At 45.1% G+C, this 23,112-nt stretch carries 21 protein-coding genes; 17 read left to right on the forward strand and 4 right to left on the reverse strand.

Annotation, left to right across the window (positions count from 1 at the left end):
- Positions 1–187 precede the first annotated feature (187 nt).
- The 9 genes from GB993_RS10115 to smpB all read left to right on the forward strand — a co-directional run bounded on the left by GB993_RS10115 (position 188) and on the right by smpB (position 10,898).
- On the forward strand, positions 188–1,387 hold the full coding sequence (locus GB993_RS10115; protein WP_017262218.1) for a phosphoglycerate kinase: 1,200 nt from the start codon (positions 188–190) through the stop codon (positions 1,385–1,387).
- Positions 1,388–2,121: 734 nt separating this feature from the next.
- Positions 2,122–2,883, forward strand: a complete 762-nt coding sequence (gene tpiA / locus GB993_RS10120; protein ID WP_161004204.1) for a triose-phosphate isomerase — start codon at positions 2,122–2,124, stop codon at positions 2,881–2,883.
- A gap of 90 nt (positions 2,884–2,973) precedes the next feature.
- Positions 2,974–4,293, forward strand: a complete 1,320-nt coding sequence (gene eno, locus GB993_RS10125; protein WP_017262220.1) for a phosphopyruvate hydratase — start codon at positions 2,974–2,976, stop codon at positions 4,291–4,293.
- A gap of 204 nt (positions 4,294–4,497) precedes the next feature.
- Positions 4,498–5,160 carry a TetR/AcrR family transcriptional regulator gene (locus GB993_RS10130; protein WP_161004205.1) on the forward strand — a complete coding sequence of 221 codons (663 nt, stop codon included), beginning with the start codon at positions 4,498–4,500 and terminating at the stop codon, positions 5,158–5,160.
- 28 nt (positions 5,161–5,188) lie between these two features.
- Complete coding sequence (locus GB993_RS10135; protein WP_161004206.1) at positions 5,189–6,751, forward strand: ClC family H(+)/Cl(-) exchange transporter; 1,563 nt, start codon at positions 5,189–5,191, stop codon at positions 6,749–6,751.
- Between the two features lie 109 nt (positions 6,752–6,860).
- Entirely contained in the window at positions 6,861–7,103 is a 243-nt protein-coding gene (secG, locus tag GB993_RS10140; RefSeq protein ID WP_017262223.1) for a preprotein translocase subunit SecG, read from the forward strand.
- A gap of 127 nt (positions 7,104–7,230) precedes the next feature.
- Positions 7,231–7,992, forward strand: a complete 762-nt coding sequence (locus GB993_RS10145; protein ID WP_161004207.1) for an alpha/beta hydrolase — start codon at positions 7,231–7,233, stop codon at positions 7,990–7,992.
- A 29-nt stretch (positions 7,993–8,021) separates the two neighbouring features.
- Positions 8,022–10,388, forward strand: a complete 2,367-nt coding sequence (gene rnr / locus GB993_RS10150; RefSeq protein ID WP_161004208.1) for a ribonuclease R — start codon at positions 8,022–8,024, stop codon at positions 10,386–10,388.
- Between the two features lie 39 nt (positions 10,389–10,427).
- Positions 10,428–10,898, forward strand: a complete 471-nt coding sequence (smpB, locus tag GB993_RS10155) for an SsrA-binding protein SmpB (protein WP_017262226.1) — start codon at positions 10,428–10,430, stop codon at positions 10,896–10,898.
- A 370-nt stretch (positions 10,899–11,268) separates the two neighbouring features.
- On the opposite strand, the gene apf is transcribed toward smpB, so the two are convergent.
- Both apf and GB993_RS10165 read right to left on the reverse strand, forming a co-directional pair.
- Complete coding sequence (gene apf, locus GB993_RS10160) at positions 11,269–11,955, reverse strand: aggregation-promoting factor (protein WP_161004209.1); 687 nt, start codon at positions 11,953–11,955, stop codon at positions 11,269–11,271.
- 381 nt (positions 11,956–12,336) lie between these two features.
- Positions 12,337–12,891 (reverse strand): LURP-one-related/scramblase family protein, encoded by a 555-nt coding sequence (locus GB993_RS10165; RefSeq protein ID WP_161004210.1) that lies wholly within the window; start codon positions 12,889–12,891, stop codon positions 12,337–12,339.
- Positions 12,892–13,080: 189 nt separating this feature from the next.
- On the opposite strand from GB993_RS10165, the gene GB993_RS10170 reads away from it, so the two are divergent.
- The 4 genes from GB993_RS10170 (at position 13,081) to GB993_RS10185 (ending at position 15,875) form a co-directional block, all read left to right on the forward strand.
- The gene (locus tag GB993_RS10170; RefSeq protein WP_161004211.1) at positions 13,081–13,785 is read left to right on the forward strand and encodes a uracil-DNA glycosylase; all 705 of its coding nucleotides are present in this window, start codon (positions 13,081–13,083) and stop codon (positions 13,783–13,785) included.
- A 28-nt stretch (positions 13,786–13,813) separates the two neighbouring features.
- Entirely contained in the window at positions 13,814–14,791 is a 978-nt protein-coding gene (pta, locus tag GB993_RS10175) for a phosphate acetyltransferase (protein ID WP_161004212.1), read from the forward strand.
- A gap of 99 nt (positions 14,792–14,890) precedes the next feature.
- On the forward strand, positions 14,891–15,364 hold the full coding sequence (gene tsaE, locus GB993_RS10180; protein WP_017262231.1) for a tRNA (adenosine(37)-N6)-threonylcarbamoyltransferase complex ATPase subunit type 1 TsaE: 474 nt from the start codon (positions 14,891–14,893) through the stop codon (positions 15,362–15,364).
- Complete coding sequence (locus GB993_RS10185; RefSeq protein ID WP_161004213.1) at positions 15,357–15,875, forward strand: GNAT family N-acetyltransferase; 519 nt, start codon at positions 15,357–15,359, stop codon at positions 15,873–15,875. Before tsaE ends, GB993_RS10185 begins: the two co-directional genes overlap by 8 nt.
- Before the next feature lie 164 nt (positions 15,876–16,039).
- Here GB993_RS10185 and GB993_RS10190 read toward each other — a convergent pair whose 3' ends face one another.
- A complete protein-coding gene (locus tag GB993_RS10190) occupies positions 16,040–16,573 on the reverse strand; it encodes a 3'-5' exonuclease (protein WP_161004214.1) in 534 nt (177 codons plus the stop codon).
- A 130-nt stretch (positions 16,574–16,703) separates the two neighbouring features.
- The gene (locus GB993_RS10195; RefSeq protein ID WP_161004215.1) at positions 16,704–17,465 is read right to left on the reverse strand and encodes an exodeoxyribonuclease III; all 762 of its coding nucleotides are present in this window, start codon (positions 17,463–17,465) and stop codon (positions 16,704–16,706) included.
- Between the two features lie 233 nt (positions 17,466–17,698).
- Between GB993_RS10195 and murB the strand changes: the two genes are divergently transcribed.
- From murB to GB993_RS10215, 4 genes are all read left to right on the forward strand, one after another.
- Entirely contained in the window at positions 17,699–18,610 is a 912-nt protein-coding gene (gene murB, locus GB993_RS10200) for a UDP-N-acetylmuramate dehydrogenase (protein ID WP_161001663.1), read from the forward strand.
- A gap of 211 nt (positions 18,611–18,821) precedes the next feature.
- Positions 18,822–20,969, forward strand: coding sequence for a cation:proton antiporter (locus tag GB993_RS10205; RefSeq protein ID WP_161004216.1), 2,148 nt, complete (start codon positions 18,822–18,824; stop codon positions 20,967–20,969).
- 103 nt (positions 20,970–21,072) lie between these two features.
- A complete protein-coding gene (gene cdaA / locus GB993_RS10210; RefSeq protein ID WP_161004217.1) occupies positions 21,073–21,912 on the forward strand; it encodes a diadenylate cyclase CdaA in 840 nt (279 codons plus the stop codon).
- On the forward strand, positions 21,909–23,081 hold the full coding sequence (locus GB993_RS10215) for a CdaR family protein (RefSeq protein WP_161001666.1): 1,173 nt from the start codon (positions 21,909–21,911) through the stop codon (positions 23,079–23,081). The genes cdaA and GB993_RS10215 overlap by 4 nt, the downstream gene beginning before the upstream one ends.
- Positions 23,082–23,112: the final 31 nt, after the last annotated feature.

Consider the following 23,112-nt stretch of genomic DNA (forward strand, 5'->3'; position numbering starts at 1 on the left):
ACGTTTTTGATTAAATGTGGCAAAGGCGGGAGGAGGAAGACTCCGCCCGCCTTTTTCTTTGAATGATTTAGTGGAATGGTTCACAAATAGTCACGTTTGTTTTCAGAAAATTGGGCTGTGAGTGGCTTTTACCATTAAAAATCGTTAAAATATATGCGTACGCAAAAATCGTTGGGAGGAAACTACCTTGGCTAAATTAACTGTTTCTGATTTAGATTTAACTGGAAAAAAAGTTTTAATGCGTGTTGACTTTAATGTGCCGATTAAAAACGGCGTGATTGGTAACGACAACCGAATCGTGGCTGCATTACCTACGATTAACTATGTTCTGGATCATGGTGGCCGTGCCATCTTATTCAGTCATTTAGGTCGTGTTAAGACTGAAGAGGACAAAAAGGAATTGTCCATGCGTCCTGTTGCAGAACGTTTGAGCAACTTATTGGGCAAACCTGTAACGTTTGTTCCAACTACCCGTGGTCCTCAGCTCGAAGACGCCATCAACAACTTGAAAGACGGCGAAGTTCTGTTATTCGAAAACACTCGTTTTGAAGATTTGGATGGCAAGAAGGAATCCGGTAACAACCCTGAATTGGGTCAATACTGGGCTTCACTTGGCGATGTTTTCGTTAACGACGCCTTTGGTACTGCTCACCGTGAACATGCCTCAAACGTTGGTATCGCAACGGCCATGAAAGCAGCCGGCAAGTCAGTTGCTGCTGGTTTCTTAATGGAAAAGGAAATCAAGTTCTTAGGTAACGCTGTTGATAACCCTGTTCACCCATTCGTTGCTATCTTGGGTGGTGCTAAGGTTTCTGACAAGATCGGCGTCATCGACAACTTGTTGAGCAAAGCTGACAAGGTTATCGTTGGTGGTGGGATGGCTTACACCTTCTTCGCTGCCCAAGGCCTTTCAGTTGGTAACTCATTGCTTGAAAAGGACAAGATCGACACAGCCAAGGCAATCATTGAAAAGGCTGGCGACAAGCTTGTGTTGCCAATCGACTCTGTTGTTGCTAAGGAATTCAAGAATGACTCACCTGCAGAAACTGTTGATGGTTCAATTCCTGATGGCTACATGGCTCTTGACATCGGTCCAAAGTCTGTTGAATTATTTGAAAACACTTTGCGTGACGCTAAGACTGTTGTTTGGAACGGACCAATGGGTGTCTTCGAAATGCCTAACTTTGCTAAGGGTACCTTAGCTGTTGGTAAGTTCTTGGGTGACTTGGATGCTACGACAATTGTTGGTGGTGGTGACTCAACTGCTGCCGTTCAACAATTGGGTGTTGCAGATAAATTGACTCACATCTCCACTGGTGGTGGTGCTTCCCTTGAATACCTTGAAGGTAAGACTTTACCTGGGATCGCAGCAATCAGCGACAAGTAATTTAGTTTAATACCGTTCTACATTAACGTCCTTCAGTCTGTTTCTTAACGGGTTGACGGGCGTTTTTGTGTTTTGAGTGGTTAAGGACGCTTGCGGTTGTCAACATTGAAATGCGTCGTGGGACCGGTTCAAGCCTCCTGAAATTCGGAGTCTTTCACCTCGCCGTGAAGCCTCATGAGAACCTGAGTCTCCACGACCGTCCGTGCTGTAAATTCGGTACAAAACAACCGAATTAACACCACTTGCACGTCTTGATTTCAATGTTGACGCCCTTCAGCTCATATTCATATAACCTTGAAAAGCCCAAGAAGTGGTCGAGCAGCGAATTTAAATGTGCACTAATATATCTGTTGAAGGTCCTGACGACTTATATGTGAGTGGAGATGACCGAAGACAGAGTTTCGTGTCGACAATACTTGATGGCGGGTTCTGCCATTTAGTATTGCGGGACGAGTTCTGAAACGTGGTGTTCGGTTCAGAATCGAGTTTGAAGACCGTGTACTTCAGCGGGCTGAAACGTTCCCCACGAAACGGCGTCTTCGGCCATCGCAACGGCATGACGCTGTTTAGCAAGGTAGTAAGTCGATCAGCAAACAGGTGAAACTAGCTTTTTAGGACTGACTTCACTACAATGCATGTGTAGGAGAAAGAGTTGTGAGTGTTCGTTTGGCAACGAGTACTTTGACAGATTAAAAGAGTAATGCTAAGACCCATTATGAAGAGGGGGCTAACCCATGCGGATTCCAATGATTGTTGGAAATTGGAAGATGAATAAGACTGCGGACTCAGTAGAATCGTTTGTAAATGGTATTAGAGGCAATTTGCCTAATGCGATACAGTTAGAAACAGCTATTTGTGCACCTGCCCTGTTTTTAGAACAAATGGTTGATCAGACTCGCGACATGCCTTTAGAAGTTGGTGCGGAAAATTGTTACTTTGAGGACAATGGTCCGTTTACCGGTGAAACCAGTCCATATGCGTTAAGCAAAGCTGGCGTTGATTTTGTTATTTTAGGACATTCTGAGCGTCGGAAGATTTTCCGTGAAACCGACGAGATGATTAATTTAAAAGTTCAAGCCGTTTTTCGGAACCATATGCGACCGATTATCTGTTGTGATGAAACGATGGGGCAGCGAGAATCTAATGATGCTGTTCACTGGGTTGTTGCTCAGGTAATTGAGGCGTTAAAGGGCGTTGATGAGGAGCAGGCAAGAACTGCGATTATTGCGTATGAGCCAAGCTGGGCGATTGGCGTTGGTACACCCGCGTCACCTGATCAAATTGAGGAAGGCTGTTATCTGATTCGTCAAACGGTCGCAGACGTTTATGATGATGAAATTGCTGACGAAGTGCGGGTATTATATGGCGGTTCTGTTAAGCCTGCAAATATAAACACGATCATGCAGAAACAGGATGTCGATGGGGTTTTGGTCGGCAACGCTAGCCTTCAACCTGAATCGTTTCTGGAACTTATTAGCAATGATCCTGGAAAATAATTGCTCATAATCTTGATAGTGAAACGCGTAACACATATAATAGTAGGGAAGTCATTGCGACTACATTTACCCATATAAGGAGAGAATAAGATGTCTATTATTACAGATATTTATGCACGCGAAGTTTTAGATTCACGCGGTAACCCAACTGTTGAAGTTGAATTGTACACAGAAAGTGGTGCAATGGGCCGTGGAATCGTTCCTTCAGGTGCCTCAACTGGTGAACACGAAGCTGTTGAATTACGTGACGGCGACAAGAGCCGGTTCCAAGGTAAGGGTGTTACTAAAGCGGTTGATAATGTAAACAACATCATCGCTAAGGAAATTGTTGGTTACGATGTTACTGACCAAGTTGCTATCGACCAAGCAATGATCAAGCTTGATGGTACACCAAACAAGGGTAAATTAGGCGCGAACGCCATCTTAGGTGTTTCATTAGCCGCTGCCCGTGCAGCTGCTGACGAACTTGAAGTTCCGCTTTACAACTACTTAGGTGGTTTCAATGCGCACGTTCTGCCAACACCAATGATGAACGTTATCAATGGTGGGAAGCATGCCAACAACAAGGTTGACTTCCAAGAATTCATGATTATGCCTGTTGGTGCGCCAACAATTAAAGAAGCTGTTCGTTACGGTTCAGAAACATTCCACGCTTTGAAGAGCATCTTAAACGACCGTGGTTACTCCACTGCCGTTGGTGACGAAGGTGGTTTTGCACCTGACTTGAAGAACAATGAAGAACCATTTGAAATTCTGGTTGAAGCTATCACCAAGGCTGGTTATGTACCTGGTAAGGACATTTCAATTGCCTTTGACTGTGCTGCATCAGAATTCTACAACACTGACACTAAGAAGTATGACTTAGTTGGTGACGGCAAGAGTTACACTGCCGAAGAATTCACTGACTTACTTGAAGGTATTGTTGACAAGTACCCAATCGTTTCCATCGAAGATCCTCTGGATGAAAACACTTGGGATGACTGGGCAACTTTAACTGCTAAGTTAGGTAAGAAAGTACAACTTGTTGGTGACGACTTGTTTGTTACTAACACTGACTACTTGGCTAAGGGTATCAAGATGGGCGTTGCTAACGCTATCTTGATCAAGTTGAACCAAATCGGTACTTTGACTGAAACTGTTGAAGCTATTGAAATGGCTAAAGAAGCTGGCTACACTGCCATCGTTTCCCACCGTTCTGGTGAAACTGAAGACACAACGATTGCTGACTTGGTTGTTGCTACAAACGCCGGCCAAATCAAGACTGGTTCAATGAGCCGGACTGAACGGATCGCTAAGTACAACCAGTTGATGCGGATTGAAGACCAATTAGGCACAACCGCTGAATACAAGGGTATCCACTCATTCTACAACTTGAGTGAACAAGCTCGTAACGCCATCATTAACAAGTAATTTCGTCTTGAAATAGGTTGTTATGATAATAAAATTCCTCACTTTTCGAAGTGGGGAGTTTTTTTGTCGCCAAGTTTTGATAGATTATGAATTTCTAAAGATTTAAAAGAAAAACTGAAATATACATGAAGCCCTTAATGTGTTTACTTTGTTCACCTATACTAAATTTGAATGTTTTTGGCAACAATGAAACGGGGGAGCTAAATGGCAACACAACATGAGGTGGCAAAACGGCACGCGCTATTAGAACGCATGGCCGTTGTTTTCATGCGGGAAGGCTTTAATCAGCTAACAATGAACGACCTGATTAAAGTAATGGGGGTTTCGCGAAGAACGGCTTATAAATACTTCAGCTCGAAAGAAGACATCGTGCACGCCGTTGTTAAGCTGTACTTAGACTACATAGAGGATCTTGACATTCCTCAGCTTGATGGGGATGTGGCAAATTTCTTTCGTCAGTTTCAAATGCTGTTCGATCAATCTTTGACAATTTCACGAACAATTTCTGATGAATTCTTGACTGACCTGAAGTCAGCCAATGATTCAGATTATCGCAATTTGCAAGATGCGCTTAATCAGCAACAGCAGCAAGCAATTATTTACTTCGAGACCGGCGTAAAACGCGGCCTCTTTCGCACGTATCAGTGGGATGTTTTATTACTGCAAGATCGCGTGATGGTACGCGGCCTAATTGACCGTCACTTTTTATTGCGCCATAGTTTGAACCTCACGAAGGTATTGACTGATTACTATAATTTAAAGAAGACGCAGCTGCTTTTACCTGAGCAGTTAAACGTAATTGATGATCAGCCTGTTCGGTTGATTATTGAATATTTTGTGAATGAGTATAATCGAACGTTCTTATAAAAAATGTCCTAAAAAGAGAGATGATCATTTGAAGAAAAAAAGTAAACGCCGACTTTCGCTCGATTTAACGCGAGTTGGAACTGTCATCACAGGCTTAGCAGTTGGCTTAATGACGGGACTTATCGTTAGTTTGTTTCGCCTGGCAATTGAGCATGGCCTTGATTTGGTGAAAATGGGTTATGCGGTGATGCATCATCAACCCTGGTTAATTTTACCGTGGCTTTTGGGCATGATTATTTTGGGCATTTTAGTGGGGCTGCTGGTTAAGACCAGTCCACAAATTAGTGGGTCTGGGATTCCCCAGGTTGAGGGCCAATTGGCTGGGGAGTTTGACGAACCATGGTGGCCAACGCTCTGGAAAAAGTTTGTTGGTGGCATTGCAGCGATTGGTTCTGGTCTGATGCTGGGTCGGGAAGGTCCTTCGATTCAACTTGGGGCTGCTGTGGGGCAAGGCTACGCCACGCTTCGTGGCCATCAAGGGACTAATCGTCGGGTCGCAATCGCTAGTGGGGCAGCGGCAGGTTTGTCAGCGGCATTCAATGCACCGATTGCCAGTACACTGTTTGTTTTGGAAGAAATTTATCATAACTTTTCACCGTTAGTTTGGCTGACTTCGTTGACCAGTGCCGTCGTAGCAAACTTTGTGTCACTGGGATTTTTCGGGCAAACACCGGTCTTACATATTCCCTACTCCAGTGGACTACCATTACGTGATTACGGTCATTTGATTGTACTGGGAATCATTTTGGGCTTATTAGGGCGTTTGTATCAAACCGTTCTGCTGCGTTTGCCAAGTTGGTACGCTAAATTAAGACTACCGCGTTATTTAGACGGCATTGTGGCACTGCTACTGACCGTTCCTGTTGGTTGGTGGTGGACGTCCAGTTTGGGTGGCGGTAATAGCGTTATTTTGGATTTGGCGCGCATCCATCCAGGCATTTGGGTGCTCATCGGGCTGTTTGTGGTTCGGTTCGTATTCTCGATGGTGGCGTATGGCTCCGGATTACCCGGTGGGATCTTCTTACCGATTTTAACGTTAGGTGCCGTCATCGGTGCAATTTATGGCCGGGCGATGGTCATGATGGGCTTACTGCCCAGTATTTACGTGGTTAACTTAGTTATTTTTGCAATGGCGGGATATTTCGCCGGAATTGGGAAAGCACCGTTCACGGCGATTCTATTGATTACGGAAATGGTCGGGTCCCTGCAGCATTTGATGCCATTAGCCGTGGTTTGTCTAGTTGCCTATATTACAGTAGATGTGTGCGGCGGCGCGCCAATTTATGAATCCCTATTGGGACGAATGCTGTCACCGACGGCGGAACGAGCTGCTGGTTTTACGGACCGAATTGAAGTACCCGTGTTCGATGGCTCGTTTTTAGTTGGCCATCAGGTACGGGAATTTAGATGGCCGGCAAATGCTCTATTAATTGGTGTTCATCGTGGCGAACGGCAGATTATTCCGCACGGCGATACGATTTTGCGTGCCGGGGATACCTTGATTGTGGAAACACAACATGATAATCGTGCCTTTATTCGTGAACGAATTGCCGGGATGGCAGAGCAAATTAGTGTGCGTGGTGAAGACTGAAGGATTACCTGTTTGCGTACGTTTAGTAGCATGCTCACACTAGCAATCCCCACCATTTTATGTTAAATTAGTTGAGACATACCGCGAAGTTTGAATGGGAGGAACCACTTTGTATAATTTTTTGTTAACTGCACTGATTGTGATCGCAATCTTAATCGTTATTGCAGTCATGATGCAACCCACGAAAACAGATGATGCATTAGGTGCCTTGTCTGGCGGCGGTGCAAACGACTTATTTGCTCAACAAAAGTCACGGGGCTTTGAAGGCTTTATGCAACGGGTTACAGTAATCCTTGGCATTTTGTTCTTTGCTATTGCCTTGGCGTTAGTGTACTTGTCCTCGCATAAGTAGGCTTGTTTTTTGACGACTAACGTTTACAAATTGGTGATGGCCTCGTGCCATCTTCATTGATGTATGACAAAGCTGGGCTTAGTCCCGGCTTTTTTTCATGCAATTTTTCAGTGAAAGGATGGAAAGAATGACAATTCATTTTCGTCAACCAGAACCACTGTTTATTGAGGCGGGTGCAAACGCAGTCTTGTTGCTGCATGCGTACTCTGGCAGTAGCAATGACATGGGGATGATTGGGCGTGGCTTGGCGCGTGACGGTTATACAGTCTATGCCCCAATGTTCGCTGGTCATGGCACCATGGAGCCCAAAGATATTATCACAAAGGGCGGCGTGGCCGCTTGGCTGAAGAACGCGCAAGATGCAGTGACCTTTTTAAAAGCACACGGCTATCAACAAATTGCAGTCTTTGGTCTATCTATGGGCGGTTTGTTTGCCACACGCTTATTGGAAATTGATAACACGTTAGTCGGTGGTGGGACGTTTGCATCGCCAGTTATTCGGGTTGGTCAAACGAACGTGCCACAAAGCTTTTTAAGTTTGAGCAACAAAATTTATTCACGTACACAAATGTCAACGGATGAAAAGCAACAAAGTCTCGACTGGTTAGCTCAGCACAATCCAGAACAGTTGAGCGACATTGAGACCTTTGTCCAAACACAAGTGGCAGCAAATTTACAAATGATTAATAAGCCATTCTTTATCGCCCAGGGTGATGCGGATCAAATGATTGATCCTGGCAGTGGGGCGGCTTTTAATGAACGAATGGAGAGTTTAAATAAAGATGTCACGTTTAAGCTGTATCCGAACGCGGGCCATGTTTTAACAGTAAATAACGCGCATCACCAATTGCAAACAGACGTTGAAGCATTTCTTGGACGACTGTTTTAACCTAACGCGAAAGTAAAAATGAGGTAATTATGACAGAAAGCAATTTACAACAACAAATTTTGACGTTTTTAAACGCCAATCAGGAGGGCTCGTTTACAGCGGCCGAAATCGGCACTGCACTTAAACAACCAGAAGCTGAATTCACGCTAAGTGTGCAGGCACTTGCTGGGTTGGAACGTGCTGGCAAAGTGGCTGTTACGGACACCGGTAAGTGGGCCATTGTTAAAGTGGCAGCTGGGTTATCAGGAACTTTCCATGGTAACGACAAGGGGTTTGGTTTCGTCGCATATGATGATGAACAACCTGATGCTTACATCAATCCAGATCATACCAAGCATGCCATGACAGGTGACACGGTTGAGATGAAGATTTTACGCCCATCTAAACCGGGATCTGATCGTGGACCTGAAGGTGAAGTAACAAAAGTGACTGAGCGCCACTACACACAAATCGTCGGTGAGTTTAGGTCCAAACGTGACGCCAAGTTGCCTAGTGTTATTGGTGAAGTGCTCCTTAAAGATAAGAAACTCGGCAGTTATACGTTTGATGTACTCGACGGCGGTATTCATCCAGTTGATGGTGAAGTTGTCACGGCCGATGTTACCGGTTATCCAACGGATCTCAATCCACAGTTGTTAAGTGGTGTGGCCACGAAGGTGATTGGGAACGCCGACGAACCAGGTATCGATATTCTCCAAATCGTTTACGCTCATGATGTGCCTTCCGAATTCCCACAGGAAGTATTGGATGAAGCCAATGCAATTCCTGATACGGTGCAAGAAGCTGACAAGGCCGGTCGAGTTGATATTACTGATCAACCGTTAGTTACCATCGATAGTATTGAAAGTAAGGATTTGGATGATGCGGTCGTTGCGTGGAAACTGCCAAATGGTAATTATCATCTGGGCGTATCCATTGCCGACGTTAGTTACTACGTGAAGGAAGGTTCTGCGCTCGACAAAGAAGCTTACAAACGTGGAACTTCTGTTTATTTGACTGACCGCGTTATTCCAATGTTGCCAAAACGCTTATCAAACGGCATTTGTTCACTGAACGAGGGCGTTGAACGTTTATCAATGACCTGTGACATGGAAATTGATGGTACTGGTAAGGTCGTTAGCCATAAGATTTATCCTAGCTTGATGAAGAGTCATGCCCGGATGACTTATAAGGGTGTTAATAAGATTTTGGAAGCTCATGATGCCAAAACCATGGAACGTTATGACAGTCTTGTTGGCATGTTTGAAACGATGGCAGAATTACACAAGATTCTGGTTAAGAAACGTCACCAGCGTGGTGCAATTGACTTCGATGCTCCAGAAGCAAAGATCATTGTTGACGCAGAAGGGCATCCGACTGACATTGAGTTACGTGAACGTGGCCTGGCAGAACGGATGATTGAATCCTTTATGCTGGCTGCTAATGAAACCGTGGCTGAACATTATGACCGGATGCATGTTCCGTTCTTATACCGTGTCCATGAAACACCAGATGGTGATCGGGTAAAGAGCTTCTTTGATTTGTTGAATGTCTTTGGCATTAATGCCAAGGGTGATCCAAACAACCTGAAACCGAAGATGTTACAGTCTGTGTTGAAGGAAGTTGCCGGAACACCTGAAGAGCAGATGGTTCAAACCATGATGCTTCGTTCCATGAAACAGGCGAAATATTCAGATCAGCCATTAGGACACTTTGGTCTTGGTGCTGAATACTACACACACTTCACGTCACCAATTCGTCGTTATCCAGATGACATGGTTCACCGGATGATTCGCTGGTATGCGGCAAACGGTGACAGTGATGCTGCTAAGGCAAAATATGCAGATAAGCTACCACAGATTGCCCAAGATACTTCTGAACGCGAGCGTCGTTCAATCGACACTGAGCGGGCTACCGACGACATGAAGAAGGCCGAATACATGGCTGATCATGTTGGCGAGGACTTTGACGCAGTTGTCAGTTCTGTTCTGAAGTTTGGGATGTTTGTGGAATTGCCAAACACGGTTGAAGGACTCATTCACATTTCTAACATGAAAGATGACTTTTACGATTACGATGAAAGTCATTTAGCATTGATCGGTGAACGGCATCATCACATCTTCCAAATTGGCCAGCCAATCAAGGTTCATTTGGAGAAGGTCGATAAGGATGCTGCTGCAGTGGACTTTACCATTGTGGACCCGCGGACTGCGCCAACGACAGACATTCGTGTGGCCCATGATAATCATGGCAATGGCGGCCGTCGTGGAAACAGCAACCGTGGTAACCGTAACTTTCATAACAATGCCAAACGTGATGAGAAGAATGGTGGCAAGAAATTTAACCACTATCAAAGTAATCGCAATAAGGCTGGTCGTAGTGGTAAAACCAATTTTCACGGTGACCGGAAAAAGTAAGTTTAAGACCAAAATGCTGAACGAAAGGCAGGCGTGAACATGGCCAAACGAAAACAAACTGGCAACGACGCGCTGGCAAATAATCGTAAGGCGCGTCATGAATATTCGATTCTCGACACATATGAAGCTGGTATTTCACTGACCGGTACGGAAATTAAATCCGTTCGGGCGGCCCGAATCACGATCGGTGACGGGTTTGTGTCGATTAAAGATGGGGAAGCTTACCTCATGAATGTCAATATTGCCGAGTTTACGCAGGGGAATCGTTTCAACCACGATCCGTTGCGTACACGAAAGCTATTGCTACATCAAAAAGAAATTAGCAAGTTACAGTCGGCAGTGTCCCAAAAGGGGATGACCATTGTGCCATTAAAGGTTTACATCAAGCATGGTTTTGCGAAGGTGCTGATTGGTGTGGCGCAAGGAAAGCATTCTTATGACAAACGTGAGACACTGAAAAAACGCGACCAACAACGTGATATCGATCGTGCATTGTCGCGCCGACGATAATTACTTTACTTTTGTAGTATTTGTACCTATTTTACTGTCGCTTACGGTTGTCAACAGTGATACGCCCGCCGTGGGACCGGTTCAAGCCTCCTAAAATTCGGAGTCTTTCACCTCGCCGCCAAGCCTCGTGAAAAGCCGAGTCTTGGCGACCGTCCGTAACCTAAATTCGAGCAAACCGCTCGAATTTAGGTTACCTTCACGGCTCGGTATCACTGTTGACGTCCTCCAGCTACGTAGAGTGTTTGGTCCGCATCGATTCTGTGTAATTACAGGATCGTTTTTTTGTTTAAGAATTTAAAAGAGGTCACAAAAAAAGACCCATCCGAAGATGAGTCTTAAGTCAGAGCATAGTTGTTAGATTAACAGTAGATTACCAACCGCGGTATGCAGCCCAGTGGGCAGCAGCGGCTGACCATGAACCGTAACGTGAAACAGCGTAAGCAGATGCAACACGTTCTTGGTTAGCAGCGGAGTAGTCACCGTTCAACTTGTCAGCACTCAATTGGTATTTACCAATGTACTGACCGTTACGGGCAGTGTAGCTACCACCAGATTCACCGGCAGCAATATAAGCCATGGCAGCTTCGTCAGATGATGAAGCTGTTGAAGTTGAGGCAGCCTGTGTAGTTGATGCTTGTGTATTTTGCGTAGTGGAGGCCTGTGTTGTTTGTGTAGTTGCTTGAGTCTGTTGTGCAGACGCAGCTTGTGTAGTAGTTGTTTGGGCTACTGGAGCTTGTGTCTTAGCAACAGTCTGTGTTTGTACAACTGGTGCAGCTTGTTGTAAAGGGGCTGCAGCTTGTGTCGTCGTAGTTGTTGTAGTGTTGGAAGTGCCGTCAGGGATAATCAAGTTTTGACCAACGTAGATTAAGTCTCCCTGGTTTTGCAACTGGTTAGCGTTGATGATTGCATCAATGCTTGTGTTGTTGGCATGTGCCAATGCGGAAACAGTGTCTCCGCTCTTAACAGTAACGTTTGAGTCTGCGTTTGCGGCAACAGTTCCAGCGGCTAATAAAGCACCGGCGCTTAAAGTAGTTAACAAAATTTGTTTGATCTTCATGTAGAAATTTTCACTCCTATATTGTGTATGGCGTCGCATCTTAATTGGCGACGCGCTTGGCAACCCCTCACGAGGATTCGTGGCTGGGGTGTTGTTCTCTTCCAAACAACGATGCCTACTATACATGGTGTAAATAACAACGAAATACCGTAGACATTACAAAATCAGAGTGTTTTGTCACATAAAGATGCTTTTGAAATATTTTGTAACATGATAATGTTTATAACTCGAAAATTATTGAAGTGTTGCCGCACTGACGGCAATGGGCATGATTACAAACATGTAACTATCCCTAGAAACGCTGATTTGACGGCATTTATCGCACATGAAAACGCCGTGAAGCATCAAATAATGATACTCGCAGCGCATTTCTTTACTAATTCATTCCTTTTCTCGATACTCGGGTCCAAGTGTTTTTGGTTCTTGGCCCAAACGAAGGGCCTGATTATGAACGAGGCGCCGCCGCCCATTTTGTTTGGACCAACGATCCATGATTGCCGCAATCAGCAAGCAGACAGGTTCGGCCGAATGGTTAGCTACACTGAGTTGATCATAGCCACCGTCTGAACCGTCAACTGGGCGCATACTGGCAATAATATGGGTGCCATGGTAGATTTTGTATTTTCCAGACATGAGGTTACCCATAACGACCCAGTTAAGACCGTGAATATAAATAACCTCGCGCCAAAAACCAAATGTGCGTCGAACCGAGCCAACTTCTTTACCATTAAAGTAAATTGCAAACTTTGGCATAATGCCTAAAGAGAGTTGTTTTGCTTCCGCCAGAGCTTCACCTGAGGCAGAAGAAGCAATTAATTGTGCCCGTGACCAGCCGAACTGACCGGAGATTAGGTAGAGTGTTTGTCGATGAACATCTAATACGGGGCGGACACCGTTTAAAACGCCCGGGGTTTGTCTAATGTATAACTGACGCATGATTAGTCTCCATTATAAGGACGAGTGATTTAGTAAACTGTTGTCTACGTTTGATTGTAACACGGTCAACGCTCTGAACCGCGGGAAACTCGTTGTTTCTCTCGACTAACTTTTAGATCGATGAAGACAGTTAGTTGATAATGTATTTTACGCTAGAGGTCTGCTACAATAAACGTTGAGGTGCAGGGAATGAAACCGTTTATTCATAATGACTGGTGGGATATTTTACAGCCTGAATTTGAACAGGCTTACTACCAAGAATTACACAACTTTTTGAAACAGGAATATCGCACGCAAACGATTTATCCTGAGATGAACCACATCTTCACGGCTTTCGAATGGACGCCGTTTCAAGATGTTAAAGTGGTTATTTTAGGCCAGGATCCGTATCATGGACCGCATCAGGCATTTGGTCTGAGTTTTGCTGTGATGCCCGGTGTGCAAGTGCCACCGTCGCTTCAAAATATTTATAAGGAATTGCAGGATGACCTTGGGATTGCGCCAGTGAATCACGGTTTTCTAAAATCATGGGCTCAGCAGGGCGTGTTGCTACTCAACTCCGTTCTGACGGTTCGGGATGGCAGGGCATTCTCTCATGCTGGTAAAGGCTGGGAGCGCCTGACCGATACGGCCATCAAACGATTGTCGGAACGTGAGACACCGGTTGTCTTCATTCTTTGGGGTCGTGCTGCTCGAGACAAGATTAAACTGATTGATACGCATACTAACATTGTGTTGCAGTCAGCACATCCGAGTCCACTCTCTGCATATCGTGGCTTTTTTGGTTCCAAACCGTTTTCGAAAACAAATGAGGCGTTGGTTGCGATGGGGGAAGCCCCCATTAATTGGCAATTGCCAGCTTCAGTTTCGATGGCGGATTTAAAAAATGGGTAATTAGACTAAATTATTGGAGGAATCACGCATGGATTTATTTGATAGTTTAAAGGATAAAATTGGTGGTCAAGACAAAACCATTGTCTTTCCAGAAGGTCAGGATCCGCGGATCTTGGGTGCTGCGATTCGGTTGGCCAAGGATGGCTTGGTAAAGCCAATTATTTTGGGACACGAGGCTGATATCGAAAAGACCGCAGCTGACAACAACTTGGATGCCAGCGGCGTATTATTGATTGACCCAGAAACATATCCTGAAGATAAGAAAAAGGACATGCTTGATGCCCTCGCTGAGCGTCGTGCTGGTAAGAACACGCGCGAACAGTTGGCAGATTGGTTAAAGGATGTTAATTACTTCGGCACGATGCTGGTTTATATGGACCAAGCTGATGGGATGGTTTCCGGGGCTGTTCACCCAACTGGTGATACGGTTCGCCCAGCACTTCAAATCATTAAAACTAAGCCAGGTGTCAAACGAATTTCCGGTGCGTTTGTGATGCAAAAGGGTGACGAACGTTATGTCTTTGCCGATTGTGCCATTAACATCGAATTAGACGCTGCTGGCATGGCTGAAGTTGCTATTGAATCGGCCCACACGGCGAAGGTTTTTGATATCGATCCAAAGGTTGCTATGTTGAGTTTCTCAACCAAGGGTTCCGCTAAGGGCGACATGGTGACTAAGGTTCAAGAAGCTACTAAGTTAGCCAACGAACAGGCGCCTGATTTAGCACTGGATGGTGAATTACAATTCGATGCTGCGTTTGTACCAACGGTCGGCGCGGCCAAAGCACCTGGCTCAAAAGTTGCTGGTCACGCAAATGTGTTTGTCTTCCCAGAACTACAATCTGGCAATATTGGCTATAAGATTGCCCAACGCTTTGGCGGTTTCGAAGCAATCGGCCCAATCCTACAGGGTTTGAACAAACCGGTATCTGATCTTTCTCGTGGCTGTAACGAAGAAGATGTTTATAAGGTTGCAATCATCACCGCTGCACAATCCGTTAAGTAGTTAGATAAGGTCACAATTAATCGCGATTCCACTTGTTTTGGGATGGCGATTTTTATTCAAAGAATGACGTGTTAAGTACGTTTGAGGAGTGGATCACACATGTTTTCAATCACCACGAAGACTGACGAAGAAACACAGGCTATTGGGCGACACCTTGCAGAGCTGGTGTCTGCGGGCGATGTTATTTTATTAGATGGCGATCTTGGTGCTGGTAAGACGACCCTGACTAAGGGCTTGGCGGCCGGTTTAGGCATTCACAGGTATGTTAAAAGCCCTACGTTTACCATCATTCGTGAGTACAAAGAAGGCCGTTTGCCACTGTATCACATGGATGTATACCGACTGGAAAATGGCGGTGGTGATGATTTGGGCCTCGATGAATATTTTAATGGACAAGGTGTCAGTGTCGTTGAGTGGTCACAGTTTGTTAAGGGTGAGTTGCCAGCTGAACGGTTAACGATTCATTTACACCGTGATGAAAGTAATATTGATCGACGCACTTTAACGTTTGATCCACAAGGTGAACACTATCAAAAAATGACTGATAAATTGGAGGCACAATACGATGAGTGAACCGACTGTAGACATTCGGCCTGTTACTGAAAATGATGCAGCAGACCTGCTAACCCTATTGGAAGATTTAAAAAAAGAATCTACCACATTCACTGCTGATCCTGCTTTGGCACATTTGTCTGTTGAAGAGGAAGCCGCTCAATTACGGGTGATGATCAGTTCACCCCAAAATCATCTGATGGTAGCGGATTATGGTGGTCAGTTAATTGGCGTTGCCAGTATCATTGCTAAAAACGAAACCGTTGGCGAAATCGGAGTAGCCATCTTAAAGTCGTATTGGAATGAGGGGCTGGGATCGGCCCTCATGGAAGAGATGCTCTATTGGGCGAAAACGACCAGTTCACTGACAAACATTGTTTTAACCGTCCAGCTGGAGAACACGTATGCCAAACGGCTATATCGCAATTTAGGGTTTAAGGTCACTCATTCCGATTCTGTTGTGAATGCTGTCGGGGATGAGGTGCCTGCCCAGCAAATGACGTTAACCGTTCATCATGGGCATCAGGCGTAACTCGTATATGAATGTCACTGAGGTCAGGCTTGATCGGCAACGTTGCTAGTATTAATTCTGTCCAAATGCACTAGCAAAAATAAAAATCGTTTCGTCAACAGATACAAAATCTGATGGCGAAACGATTTTTATTGTCTATGATAGGTTACGGGAATCAAGACAAGTTATTGTAATTTTACAAATGGCTTGATCGCGGAAGCACCAAACTGTTGATCTTGGTAGATTAAAATGTTGGCGCAAGCTAAACTATCATCTAGTGCATTGTGATGGTGTTCCAAATTAACGTGGAGCCGTTCACTGACAGTATTAAGCTTGTGGTTTGGAAATTCTGGGAAAAAGCGACGGCTTGTTTTGACCGTGTCTAAGGTCAAGTAGTGGACTGGTGCCAGATCATAATGAGCTAACGTGCTTTTTAATACGCCATTATCAAATGGGGCATTGTGAGCCACGACAAGTTGGTTGTTTGTATAAAACTGATTAATGTGCGGCCAGATTTCTGGGAAGGTTGGCGCGTCCGCGACATCACTCGCATGGATGCCATGAATCTGCGTATTGCGCCAAGAGAATTCTGTATCGGGTTTAATCAGCGTATAAAATTCATCGACGACCTTGTTTTGTCTGACGATGGTCAGTGCCAATGAACACGCACTGTGGCGTTTGGCACTAGCAGTTTCAAAATCCATTGCGACAAAATTCACGACGCTGTGACCTCCTTAATCATTAGGTAACGTTAAACTTAAATTTATTATGTCAGTCTAAGGCCTTCACGTTTAAATGTAAAGAAATCTGTTAACGGGTTTAGGCAGGGTGCTGATTAACGAACTGGGATCAGTTCAACACTTCTGTTTCTAAAGCAACTGGACAGTGATCAGAGCCAAGCACATCATTAAGGATTTTAGCATCGGTGACTTTAGCCATCAAAGGCGTTGATACAACGAAGTAGTCAATTCGCCATCCTGCGTTGTTTTTACGAGCGTTAAAACGATAACTCCACCATGAATATTGGCCGGTTAGGTCGGGATAGAAGTGCCGGAAACTATCTGTAAAGCCGGTGCCCAGTAAGGCTGTGAAATTGTCACGTTCAGTATCTGTAAAGCCGGCATGCTGACGGTTGGTCTTGGGATTCTTGAGGTCGATTTCCTCATGAGCGACGTTTAAATCACCGCAGAAAATGACGGGTTTCTTAGTTGCTAATTCATTTACATAAGCAGAAAAGGCTGCGTCCCAGCCGTCACGGTAGTCTAGCCGCTTAAGCTCTTGACCAGAGTTAGGTGTGTAACTTGTGAGCAGGTAGTACGTTTGGTATTCTAGCGTAATCACGCGACCTTCGTGATCATATTCATCGACGCCAATGCCGTAGGTGACGTCCACCGGTTCATGTTTGGTAAAGATGGCTGTGCCTGAGTAGCCTGGACGATCGGCATAATTCCAGTACTGATGGTATCCGGGCAGGTTGACCGTCGCTTGACCCTCGTGCATCTTGGTTTCTTGAATACAAATAGCATCGGCATCTAAATCCATCGCCGTTTGTTCAAAGCCTTTTTTTAAAACTGCTCGTAATCCGTTAACATTCCATGATACAAATTTCATGATGCTATCCTCCAAGAATTTTGTGTGAGCGGCGTTGTCCACCGGTGGTCGCGCTATGTAGTTTAACAAATTGATTTTACCACAGCCATAAAAATGAAGTCTTTAATAAGGAAAACTGGTTTGAACTCAAATCGTGGTAAAATAGGACGAGGTTTACGGGCACCAGCTAATTGTGGCAACCAGCCACTTTATTGCGAAGTGAAACCGAAACGGTTAATTAATGAAGAAAGTAAATGGGTGACATCATGCAACAGGTTGATTTAAAAACTGTTTTTGCGTCCAGCAAGGTGATGCAAAACGAACCATTGGGGAATTACACAAATACGAAAACAGGCGGGCCAGCTGACTGGCTCGCATTTCCTGAGTCGCGCGCTGAAGTGGCTAAGTTTGTTGATTTTGCCAGACTTCACGAGATGCCAGTAACGGTCATCGGCAATGCTAGTAACTTGATTGTTCGTGATGGTGGCATTCGTGGATTGGTACTTATTCTGACCCAAATGAAGACGATTACTGTGACGGGTAACACGGTCACTGCTGATGCTGGCGCAGCGTTAATTGATGCGACTGAGGTTGCTTATCAACATCACCTGACTGGTTTTGAGTTTGCAGCTGGCATTCCCGGCAGTGTTGGTGGGGCAGTTTTCATGAACGCCGGCGCATATGGTGGGGAAGTCAAGGACATTGTCAGTTCTGTTGATGTGCTGACGCGTGCTGGTGAGTTTGTGACGTATCCTGCTGAAGAAATGGCGTTTGGTTATCGACACAGTCTGGTTCAAACGACCGGCGATATTGTCGTCGGCGCCAGCTTTACCTTGGTGCCAGGCGAAGCAACGACAATTCGGGCAAAAATGGACGATTTGAATGCACGGCGGGCCGCCAAACAGCCACTGGAATTGCCTTCTTGCGGTTCCGTGTTCAAACGACCAGAGGGTTACTTTGCTGGCAAATTGATTACGGACAGCGAATTACGCGGCTATACATCTGGCGGTGCACAGGTTTCAACCAAGCACGCTGGTTTCATCGTGAATGTTGGTGAAGCGACGGCCACGGATTACCTAGCAGTTATTCACCATGTTCAAGAAACAGTCTATGCCAAGTTCGGTGTACATCTTGAAACAGAAGTTAGGATCATTGGTGACAACTAAATGTTTGCTGTTGGCTGAGCGTATTAACGTACTTGCTGACTTATTGAAATAGTTAATTAAACAAAGATGAGTTTTCAAACTTTAAATAATATTATTTTATCTGCTGACGCAGGCCAATCTGATTGGTCATGCGTCAATTTTTTTGTATGATAGAAGTAGATGCACGTTGAGTGTGGTGCCAATACGTGGCCACAGGAAGGGAGACAACAACTTGAACATTATTGAAGCGGTGATCATTCTTGTCCTGCTAGTGCTGCTGTCAAACATACTGGGACACTACTTGGAGGCCATTCCGGTCAGCTTGATTCAAGTGACCTTGGGATTATTATGGTCCGTTATTTTTCACATTACGATTCCACTCGAAACTGATTGGTTCTTACTATTATTTATCGCGCCACTACTATTTAATGATGGGCGACGTTTTCCCAAAAGTGAGTTGTGGACATTGCGGGGGCCAATTTTGGCAAACGCAGTCTTACTTGTGTTCCTAACCACGTTGCTAGGTGGCTGGTTATTTCACTTGCTCATTCCCGGTTTGCCGTTATCCGTGGGATTTGCGTTGGCCGCTATTTTGTCACCTACGGATCCCGTAGCCGTGACATCTATTGCTGAGCAGGTGAGTTTACCGTCCGCAATTATTCATCTGGTCAGTGGCGAAAGTTTGATCAATGATGCCAGCGGTCTGATTGGATTTAAATATGCGTTAGCAGCGGCCGTGACTGGAACCTTTTCACTCTGGTCTGCAGCTGGCGACTTTCTTTACACCAGTATTGCCGGTTTTGTGGTCGGTTTTGTCGTGATGACAGGATTGCAAATGTTGCGGGAGGTGTTGAGGCGCTCGGGAATCAATGATCCAGTGTTTAACACAGTGTTACAACTAGTGGGTCCTTTCGTGATCTACTTAGGTGCAGAAGCGATTCATGCTTCCGGTGTTATTGCCGTTGTCACGGCTGGCGTTTTAGCTCATGTTTCAGAAAACCGAATTGTTGAGGATTTACCGGAACAACGGCTTTTGATTGAGCGGACATGGGATATTGTGGTGTACGTGTTAAACGGGATTGTGTTCATTATTCTTGGGGATGAGTTGCCTAGCGCGACGAAGGCAACAATTGCTGACCCGGCAACAGGAACGTGGCGTGCAATCGGCTATGTCATTGTGATTTGGCTCATTCTTTTTATTCTGCGAGCTGTTTGGATTTATGTTTATGGTACATTGAGTCGTTTAAGCAAAAACTGGCGTATTGAACATAAGAATACGGAGCCAGTTACGGTTAAAACAGCGATTGTTTCTGGTTTGACAGGTGTTCGTGGTGCAATTACGTTAGCGGGTGTGTTGACGATTCCGGCGACCATTAGTAATGGGGATGCCTTTCCGGAACGCTCATTAATTTTGTTTGTCGCTGCCGGTGTTATTGTGCTGAGTTTGGTCATCGCGGCAGTGACATTGCCATTGATCAGTCGGCGTGGGGCCATGCTGTTGACCCGGGGTAGTCAGGTTGACACTTTGGAAGAATTGACTGCGCAAGAAGAGGCCGATGATGGTGAAACGGTGCCGTTAATGTCGGTAGATGAGGCAAAAACATACCTTTCTAAAACGGCAGTTAGAGTGCTGGAGTCACTGCGACGGCCTGAAAATCAACGGGCTGCGTATGACTTGATTCTCGATTATCAATTTATTATTCGACGGTTACAGATGCGAACGCAGCCTTCCGAAGATGTGAAAACAATGATCGATTTTGAAGTTGATATTCGTCGAATTGCTTTGCAAGGTGAGTTGAAACGGCTACAAGAGTTACATGATGCTGGCTTAGTCAATATTTGGAATTTTCGTTATTACCGTCGCCAAATCAAGTGGCGGCTACGTAATGTGGATGCCCATCAGCGACGGGAAGCTTTACCCGCTTGGCGAACAGCTAGGCGTTTGATTCGACATGGTTTACGGCGTCTACGAATTTTAATGACCGGCAATGATATGGTCACTTTTCGTCAGCAACGTCAGTTAGTTGAAACGGAAACTGCCAAGGCAGCGATTGCCCGATTGTCGCGTTTCTTTAAAGTTCATAACGCCAAGAAAAACGCACAGCAACGACAAAGCGTTTACCATTTGATCGTCCACTACCGCTACCGGATTGAACGGCGTCATCCTGTGACAAATGGCAGTGCTCGACAGCTCCAGTATGAGACTAATTTACGAGACTTGCGGGTGCGTGCACTGGCAGCGGAACGTTCAGCGGTGACAGAATTGTTGGATGCTGGGCGGATCAATGCTGTAATGGCAGCTAACCTGCGTCAATACGTTAATTACTCGGAAAATGTGCTGATGCTTGGTGAAGATTTACAAACGGAGGCAACAAGCTAGCGGATTGGTTTGCACGATGGTAAATCTGCTATACTTAAATGAGCGATTTGTCGCGTAATGCGAAGATTGCACGCCAATATTTGGCGATTTTAGGAGGAGTGTTATGTTACTTAATCCTAGCAACTGGTTCACTTGGACGGCCGCAGCACGTTTGCTCGACATTCTAGTGATTTGGTTTGTTATTTATGAGCTGATTATGCTATTACGAGGCACGCGAGCAGTGACGTTGTTCCGCGGGATCCTTGTGATTATCATTATTAAGATTGCTAGTTGGTATCTGGGCTTAGAGACAGTTTCCTGGGTCATGGACCAGATCATTAACTGGGGGGTTATTGCCCTAGTGATCATCTTCCAACCGGAAATTCGGCAAGGACTTGAACGTTTGGGCCGCGGCTCATTCATTCAACGAGGTCGGACGGCTCATGACGAAGAAGAAAAATTAATTGATGCGTTGGATAGAGCTATTCAATATATGAGCAAACGTCGAATCGGGGCGCTAATCTCTATTCAAATGGAAACTGGCTTGGAAGAGTACATTGAAACTGGGATTGATTTGGATGCGGACGTAACCGGCGAGCTATTGATCAACATTTTCATCCCTAATACACCGTTGCATGATGGCGCGGTTATCATTAAGGATAATCGGATTGCTTCTGCTACCGCATATTTGCCGTTATCAGATAGTAATTTGATTCCTAAAGAGTTAGGGACACGTCATCGTGCTGCTGTGGGGATTAGCGAGGTAACGGATGCGTTGACCATCGTCGTTTCTGAGGAAACTGGCGAAGTGATGTTTACGCGGAATAATGAAATGATGCGTAATTTGACTCAGGAAGACTATTTAAATTACCTTCGCAAACAATTGATCCCGGCAGAGCCAGAACGTCACAATTGGTTCTTGGACATTGTTAACCGAATTTTTAGGGGAGGTGGCCATAAATGAAAAAGTTTAATCGCTTTCTCAATAGCACGCTCTTCTACCGTTTATCAGCGTTAGTTTTGGCCATTTTCTTAGTTGTTTACGTCACCGGTTCAACTGGCAATGACACCCGTTTAGCACGTCAGGACAATCCTAGTAGGGTATCTTCACTGACTTCGACCAAAACGAAAACAGTGTCGATGCCATTGCAACTAAATATCAATTCAAATAAATACTTTGTAACAGGTTATCCAGAGCGCGTTAAAGTTAAAATCACAGGACCGGCTGCATTGGTTACGGCAACGACGAACACGCAGAACTTTAGCATTAATGCAGACTTGTCAAAGTTGTCAATGGGTAAACACAAGGTGACGTTGAAGGCCGATGGACTCAACAAAGAATTAACCTATCAAATTGAGCCGAAGACAATCAACGTTACGATTGCTCATCGTGAAACGATTACAATGCCTGTCCACGTGAAATATGACGCCAATAGTTTGGCGAGCGGCTATCAGGTTGGTACGCCGACAACGTCAGTTAATAGCGTGACGGTAACCGGTGCGACATCTGAAGTTGAACAGGTAGCCCAAGTGGTTGCGCCAATTAATTTGACTAAGAATAGTACATCAACCTTAACGGCGACTGTTCAGCTGGAGGCTCAAGATGCTAATGGCCATACAGTTAACGTGGTGATGACACCTTCAACGGCTAGTGTGACCGTGCCAATTACATCCAACGAAAGTTCTAAGAAGGTTAAGGTTAATTACGAGCCGAAGAATGCTGAGGATGGTAAGAGTTATTCGATTACCGGTGACGTTGATAGTTTGACTGCATACGGCACAAAGAGTGCGATTAGCAAATTAAAGAGTAGTATAGTAGCTAACGTAGATGTTTCTGGTCTGCCAATTGGCACGACTAAGCAACAAGTTAATTTAACGCCTTCTGCCAGTGGCATTAGAAGCTATTCTGAGACGACTGCCAATGTCACGATTAAAGTGACCTCCAGTAACGCAGATAGTAATGGGGTTCAGCATGGCGATTCGTCAACAAGTTCCTCTGATGAATCATCTAGTGAAGCGGCTGGTAGCAGTGAAACGTCTTCTAGTAGTGGTGATACGAATAGCTCGGCGAGTAGCAGCGAAACGGGCAGTAGCACAAGTGCGTCCAGTAGTTCAGCTGCCAGTAGCAACTAGTTAGCAAATAAACAAGTCTTTAGGGACAAAC

Origin of the sequence: Furfurilactobacillus milii (assembly GCF_009864005.1) — a bacterium.
GTDB classification, from domain to species: domain Bacteria; phylum Bacillota; class Bacilli; order Lactobacillales; family Lactobacillaceae; genus Furfurilactobacillus; species Furfurilactobacillus rossiae_B.

What these genes read in the sequence shown, in the direction of transcription:
- tpiA (WP_161004204.1), top strand. Translation starts at nt 2,122, where the DNA reads ATGCGGATTCCAATGATTGTTGGAAATTGGAAGATGAATAAGACTGCG.
- eno (WP_017262220.1), top strand. Translation starts at nt 2,974, where the DNA reads ATGTCTATTATTACAGATATTTATGCACGCGAAGTTTTAGATTCACGC.
- GB993_RS10130 (WP_161004205.1), top strand. Translation starts at nt 4,498, where the DNA reads ATGGCAACACAACATGAGGTGGCAAAACGGCACGCGCTATTAGAACGC.
- GB993_RS10145 (WP_161004207.1), top strand. Translation starts at nt 7,231, where the DNA reads ATGACAATTCATTTTCGTCAACCAGAACCACTGTTTATTGAGGCGGGT.
- rnr (WP_161004208.1), top strand. Translation starts at nt 8,022, where the DNA reads ATGACAGAAAGCAATTTACAACAACAAATTTTGACGTTTTTAAACGCC.
- smpB (WP_017262226.1), top strand. Translation starts at nt 10,428, where the DNA reads ATGGCCAAACGAAAACAAACTGGCAACGACGCGCTGGCAAATAATCGT.
- apf (WP_161004209.1), bottom strand. Translation starts at nt 11,955, where the DNA reads ATGAAGATCAAACAAATTTTGTTAACTACTTTAAGCGCCGGTGCTTTA.
- GB993_RS10165 (WP_161004210.1), bottom strand. Translation starts at nt 12,891, where the DNA reads ATGCGTCAGTTATACATTAGACAAACCCCGGGCGTTTTAAACGGTGTC.
- GB993_RS10170 (WP_161004211.1), top strand. Translation starts at nt 13,081, where the DNA reads ATGAAACCGTTTATTCATAATGACTGGTGGGATATTTTACAGCCTGAA.
- pta (WP_161004212.1), top strand. Translation starts at nt 13,814, where the DNA reads ATGGATTTATTTGATAGTTTAAAGGATAAAATTGGTGGTCAAGACAAA.
- tsaE (WP_017262231.1), top strand. Translation starts at nt 14,891, where the DNA reads ATGTTTTCAATCACCACGAAGACTGACGAAGAAACACAGGCTATTGGG.
- GB993_RS10185 (WP_161004213.1), top strand. Translation starts at nt 15,357, where the DNA reads ATGAGTGAACCGACTGTAGACATTCGGCCTGTTACTGAAAATGATGCA.
- GB993_RS10195 (WP_161004215.1), bottom strand. Translation starts at nt 17,465, where the DNA reads ATGAAATTTGTATCATGGAATGTTAACGGATTACGAGCAGTTTTAAAA.
- murB (WP_161001663.1), top strand. Translation starts at nt 17,699, where the DNA reads ATGGGTGACATCATGCAACAGGTTGATTTAAAAACTGTTTTTGCGTCC.
- cdaA (WP_161004217.1), top strand. Translation starts at nt 21,073, where the DNA reads ATGTTACTTAATCCTAGCAACTGGTTCACTTGGACGGCCGCAGCACGT.
- GB993_RS10215 (WP_161001666.1), top strand. Translation starts at nt 21,909, where the DNA reads ATGAAAAAGTTTAATCGCTTTCTCAATAGCACGCTCTTCTACCGTTTA.